This window comes from Brooklawnia sp. (genome assembly GCF_049651565.1).
Lineage (GTDB): Bacteria > Actinomycetota > Actinomycetes > Propionibacteriales > Propionibacteriaceae > Brooklawnia.
In genome coordinates, this window is the sequence record NZ_JBASCI010000055.1 from 1 (window position 1) to 3788 (window position 3788).

A 3788-nucleotide genomic window follows, 5' to 3' on the forward strand; every position below is an offset into this window, starting at 1 on the left:
GGCCGGGCTTGACGATGCCGGGACGGTGCGGTTGCTGTCGGTGCTGAACTGGCTGGCCACCCACCCCGACTCCGGGCTGTGGGAGCGGGAACTGCCTGTCCCCGGGGTGGACACCAAGTGGTGGGAACGGAACCGCTCGCTGGTCGGGCCGCTGGCGGCAGCGATCACCGGCGAGGACGGCGCCGGGCTGCGGCGAGCCGGCATCGTCTTCCTGGTGCGGGTGCTGGACCCTGCCCTGACCGCTGGCCCAAGCGAGTTCGGCGTCGACCTGCCCGGGCTGAAGCAGCTCGACCTGGCGCCGGCGACGGTGCTGGTGTGCGAGAACCGCACGACGGTGACAACCCTGCCACCGCTGACGGGTGCGGTGGCCGTGCATGGCATGGGCTTCGCCGCGCCGACGCTGTCCGAGGTGCCCTGGCTGCCGGAGCGGCTGGTCTACTGGGGCGACCTGGACACCCACGGCTTCCACATCCTCGGCCAGGTCCGCCGGGCCATCCCCCGAGTACGGTCGGTGCTGATGGACGCCGACACCCTGCGCGCGCACGCCCACCTCACCGTGGGCGAACCGCGTCCGTTCCGGGGTGAGATCGGCTTCCTGACCGCCGCCGAGCTGGACGCGCTGGCCCAGGTCCGCCAGGGCGATCTTCGGCTGGAGCAGGAGCGCATCGGCCGCGATTGGGTGCGCCGGGCCCTCAGCGAAGCCGCCGCCGAACGCGGTGATTGACCCACAGGTGCACGACCTGGCCCGCCGGTGCGGGACCGGGCCCGGCAGGCAGGCAGCCGCTCACAGGTACAGGCCGGTGGACCCGTTCTGCAGCCGCTCGGCCGCGATCGCGTGCAGTTCCCGTTCCCGCAGTAGCAGGTATGTCTTGTTGCGCAGTTCGACCTCGAACCGCTCGGCCGGGTCGAACAGCACCCGGTCGTCCACCTTGACCGTTCGCACCGACGAACCGATCGCGACCACCTTCGCCCAGGCCAGCCGGCGTCCCATCTGCACCGTGGCGGGAATCAGGATCCCGCCCGAGCTGCGCCGCTCCCGTGCCTCGTCGTCCGGGTCGACCAGGACGCGATCGTGCAGCATCCGGATGGGCAGCGCGATCGGTGCGTCACCCGCCGGGCCGGTGTCGGTCTGATCGGGACCGACGTGCAGGTCGTCCGCCTCGGCGTCGTCCTCGGGGCTCACTTGCCGATCCTGCGAATCAGTGCGGACACGCCGGAGGCGGCTGCGGCGACCACCACCACGCCAACCACGATCAGGGCAACGGTGCCGACGTTGTTCCAGCGCACTCCGCCCTCGTCGACGAAGTAGCCGCGGGTGTCGTCCACGGTGTCGTAGACCATCTGCTTGGTGTCGGCGACGGTCTGCTTCGCGTCGTCCACGACCCGGTTCTTGATCGCAGTCGGATGCACCTCGGAGACCAGGCCCTCGATCCCGACGGTCATCGCGTGTCGCGAGGCCGCGATGTCGGCACGGATCTGTTCGGGGGTTCGTTCCTTCGAGGCCACGTTGTCCTCCACTGCGGTTGGCTGGGCGATGCTGCGTCCCAGCCTATGCCCAACGGTCGCGGGATCGCACGACTCCGGGTCGATGCCATACTGTGTTGCATGAGTCAGCTCGCAGCCGGTGACGTCGCACCCGCCTTCTCACTTCCGGACGCCAAGGGCAACCTGGTCTCGTTGTCCGATTTCGCGGGGCGCAAGGTCGTGTTGTACTTCTATCCCGCCGCGATGACCCCTGGCTGCACCACCCAGGCCGTCGACTTCACCGAGGCCCGCGACGACTTCCTCGAAGCGGGCATGGACGTGGTGGGCATCTCACCGGACGAGCCGGACAAGCTCGCCAAGTTCCGGGAACGCAAGCACCTCAACATCCAGCTGCTGGCCGACACCTCCCTCGAAGTCATCAAGGCCTACGGCGCCTGGGGTTCGAAGGCGCTGTACGGCAAGTTCATGGACGGTGTGATCCGCTCGACCTTCCTGATCGACGTGAACGAGGAAGGCGTCGGGACCATTGAACTGGCCCAGTACAACGTGCGGGCCACCGGTCACGTCGATCGGCTCAGACGCGACCTCGGGCTGCTGCACCTTTGATCTAGACTGGTGCGGCTCCCATCGGGACGCGCCGGAGTGGTGGAACTGGCAGACACGCAGGATTTAGGTTCCTGTACCCGCGAGGTGTGAGGGTTCGACTCCCTTCTCCGGCACCGCCCGCCGATCGGTGCCGTGTGCCGTACCTCCCGTCTCGGCTACCTTGAGGCAAGTTTGCGAGAGTGTTGCGCTGCGCGGGTGTTCGGCTCCTTGGGGGAGCTGGTCGGCGGACAACCCGTCAGTGCTGCGCTGCGCGGGCGTTCGGCGTCCGCTTCGTCTGCAGCCCGCTCATATATCCGGCAGGATGGGTGACGATCGCCGCGCGAGAGCGCCTCCAACGATGGGAGCAGCAATGGACGACCGAACCGTCATCGCCGAATGGCCGGAGTCCTTCGCCGCCTGGCAACGCAGCCGCAACGTGCTCGGCGGCGGGGTCAGCACCGGGCTCCGGGCCGCGATGCCGCCGCACCCGATCCACTTCTTGTCGGCCAGCGGGGCCACCCTGCACGACGTCGACGGCCACTCCTATACCGACTACGTCTGAGCGTGGGGTCCGATCTTCCTGGGCCACTGCGACCCCCGGGTCACCGAGGCGGTATGCCGGCAGGCGTCGACCGGGGTGACCTACGGCTCCAGCCACCACTGGGAGTACGAGGTGGCCGAACTGCTGGTCGACTTGCTCGACGGGGTGGAGCGGCTGCTGTGGAGCAACACCGGGACCGAGGCGGTGATGTCGGCGCTGCGGCTGGCGCGGGCGGCAACCGGCCGGGAGAAGATCGTCAAGTGCACCGGCCACTACCACGGCTGGCAGGACGCGGTGCTCGTCAACTACCGCGGTCCGGGCGCCGACCGGACCTCCGCACTGGTGCCGGGCACCCGCGGCCAGTCGGCAGCCACCATGGGCAGCACCCTGGTCGCCGAGTACGACAACCTCGACTCAGCAGCGCAGCTCCTGGCAGGCAACGACGTCGCCGTCCTGATAGTGGAGCCGATCCTGATGAACAGCGGCGTCCTGCAACCGGCCGGCGACTACCTGGCCGGTCTGCGCGAACTGTGTGATCGAGCCGGCACGGTGCTGATCTTCGACGAGGTGATCACCGGCGTCCGGCTCGGCCTGCACGGCGCCCAGCGCCGGACCGGGGTGCAGCCCGACCTCAGCGTCTACGCCAAGGCGCTGGCCAACGGCTTCCCGGTGGCCGCGATCGCCGGCCGCGCCGATCTGATCGACCAGGTCACCCAGGGCGTCGTCCACGCCGGCACCTACAACGGCAACCCGGTGTCGCTGTCGGCGACAAACGCCACTCTCCGGGCCCTGCTGGCCGACGACCCCTACGACCAGGTGGCCCGCCTGGCGGAGCGGATGGTGGCCGGTTTCAACGAGGCGATGCGCTCGGCCGGCATCAGGGGCACCGCGCACGCCGTCGGTTCGGTGGCCCAGGTTGCGCTCGGCATCGACCGGCTGGCCGGCTTCCACGACTACCTGGCCGCCGATTGGGGACGCTACGACGCCCTGCTGGTCGAGTTGCTGCGCCGCAACCAGTTCGCCCTGCCCGGCGGACGCTGGTACCTGACCGCCGCGCACACCCCCGAGCAGGTCGACCAGACGGTCGCCGCATTCGCAGCTGCGCTGGAAGCCGTGGCGGCCGCGGACTGAGCGCCGCAGCCGCCGGTCGGCCAACAGTCAGCGGCCGCGGTTGCGC

The 3788-nt window shown here is 69.6% G+C and carries 6 protein-coding genes and 1 tRNA gene; 5 read left to right on the forward strand and 2 right to left on the reverse strand.

Annotation, left to right across the window (positions count from 1 at the left end; all coding sequences use genetic code 11):
- On the forward strand, window positions 1–724 hold a 724-nt coding region (locus WBL05_RS02720; protein WP_424223581.1), incomplete at its 5' end, for a Wadjet anti-phage system protein JetD domain-containing protein.
- A gap of 60 nt (window positions 725–784) precedes the next feature.
- On the opposite strand, the gene WBL05_RS02725 is transcribed toward WBL05_RS02720, so the two are convergent.
- Window positions 785–1081, reverse strand: a complete 297-nt coding sequence (locus WBL05_RS02725) for a GroES family chaperonin (RefSeq protein ID WP_424223589.1) — start codon at window positions 1079–1081, stop codon at window positions 785–787.
- A 98-nt stretch (window positions 1082–1179) separates the two neighbouring features.
- Window positions 1180–1506, reverse strand: a complete 327-nt coding sequence (locus WBL05_RS02730; RefSeq protein ID WP_424223583.1) for a DUF3618 domain-containing protein — start codon at window positions 1504–1506, stop codon at window positions 1180–1182.
- A 99-nt stretch (window positions 1507–1605) separates the two neighbouring features.
- Between WBL05_RS02730 and bcp the strand changes: the two genes are divergently transcribed.
- The 4 genes from bcp (at window position 1606) to WBL05_RS02750 (ending at window position 3742) form a co-directional block, all read left to right on the forward strand.
- Complete coding sequence (bcp, locus tag WBL05_RS02735) at window positions 1606–2091, forward strand: thioredoxin-dependent thiol peroxidase (RefSeq protein WP_424223585.1); 486 nt, start codon at window positions 1606–1608, stop codon at window positions 2089–2091.
- Window positions 2092–2121: 30 nt separating this feature from the next.
- Window positions 2122–2204 (forward strand) — tRNA-Leu (locus WBL05_RS02740).
- Between the two features lie 236 nt (window positions 2205–2440).
- On the forward strand, window positions 2441–2632 hold the full coding sequence (locus WBL05_RS02745) for a hypothetical protein (protein ID WP_424223587.1): 192 nt from the start codon (window positions 2441–2443) through the stop codon (window positions 2630–2632).
- 12 nt (window positions 2633–2644) lie between these two features.
- Window positions 2645–3742, forward strand: a complete 1098-nt coding sequence (locus tag WBL05_RS02750) for an aspartate aminotransferase family protein (RefSeq protein ID WP_424223591.1) — start codon at window positions 2645–2647, stop codon at window positions 3740–3742.
- The last annotated feature ends 46 nt before the right edge of the window (window positions 3743–3788 follow it).